Source organism: Pseudomonas sp. FW305-7, from assembly GCF_058786735.1.
The window spans coordinates 1-1,286 of sequence record NZ_JBYSZA010000068.1; the positions used below are offsets into that span (position 1 = coordinate 1).

Annotated in this window: 1 protein-coding gene; it reads left to right on the plus strand. The window is 53.7% G+C overall.

Annotated features, from left to right (window positions below):
- Positions 1-90 precede the first annotated feature (90 nt).
- Positions 91-1,233, plus strand: coding sequence for an IS481 family transposase (locus AC3WMT_RS30830; protein ID WP_103307433.1), 1,143 nt, complete (start codon positions 91-93; stop codon positions 1,231-1,233).
- The last annotated feature ends 53 nt before the right edge of the window (positions 1,234-1,286 follow it).

Sequence of the window (1,286 nt, forward strand, 5' to 3'; positions counted from 1 at the left end):
TGTATGTACCGGAGACATGGTGGACAGGTGTTCGGAGACATGGTGGACACTTTTTAATAGACACATTGCTCATCACCAAGGAGATGACCTGTGTCCTGGGAAGAGGTGTCCACCGTGCAGCTTCGTTCAGAGTTTGTGCATTTGGCTCGGCAAGAAGGAGCCAATGTCCGGCAGCTTTGCCGCCGATTCAATATCAGCCCAAGCACTGCCTACAAATGGCTCAACAGGTTTGAAACTTCAGGTGCAGAGGGCTTGATCGATCAGTCTCGACGACCGAAGACGTCACCCAAACGCTGCGCTGAAGAGGTTGAGCAGCAGATTCTGACCGTGAGTGAGGAATACGCGGCTTGGGGCGCTCGCAAGCTCAAACGTGTGCTGGAAGACAGCGGCGTAGTAATGCCTTCGGTCAGTACCGTGCATGCGGTTTTACAGCGTCATTCACGCGTTGATTCAAAGGCCGCTGAGATTAAACCGTTTATCCGCTTCGAGCATGAAGCGCCCAACGATCTTTGGCAGATGGACTTCAAGGGCCATATCAGCCTGGCTCAGGGACGTTGCCATCCGTTGACGATACTGGACGATCATTCGCGGTTTTCGCTGTGTATCGCGGCCTGCCTCGATGAGCGACGTGAAACCGTTCAGGAGCATCTAATCCGGGTCTTTCGGCGTCATGGTCTGCCTTTGCGCATGACGATGGACAACGGTTCACCCTGGGGTGACCAGACTGGCGTTTATACCGCGCTGGAGGTCTGGCTGATGAGTCAGGGCATCAAGGTCGGGCACTCTCGACCTTATCATCCGCAAACCCAAGGAAAGCTGGAACGCTTCCACCGCAGCCTGAAAAATGAAGTCCTGCGAGACCGACATTTTATTGATCTCAACGGTGCACAACGGGCGTTTGATATCTGGCGTGATATCTACAACCAGAAGCGTCCACATCAAGCGTTGGACATGCAGGTGCCTGCTACTCGCTACAGCAGCAGCCCACGGGAATATCAGGAGCAACCCGCGGTGCCGGAGTACGACGATGGGGATGTGGTCAGGAAGGTTCAGGTGAAGGGCGAGATCTACTGGCGGAACCGTGAATACACAGTCGGAAAAGCTTTTTATGGGAGGTCAGTAGCTATCCGGGAAACGACGGAAGATGGCATCCACGATGTCTACTGGAGTAGACATCGTATTGCCCGAATCGACTTGAACTTGCAGATCGTTACGGCAGGTAAGAAGATCTAAAACCGTCCACCATGTCTCCGAACATGTGTCCACCATGTCTCCGGTACATACAC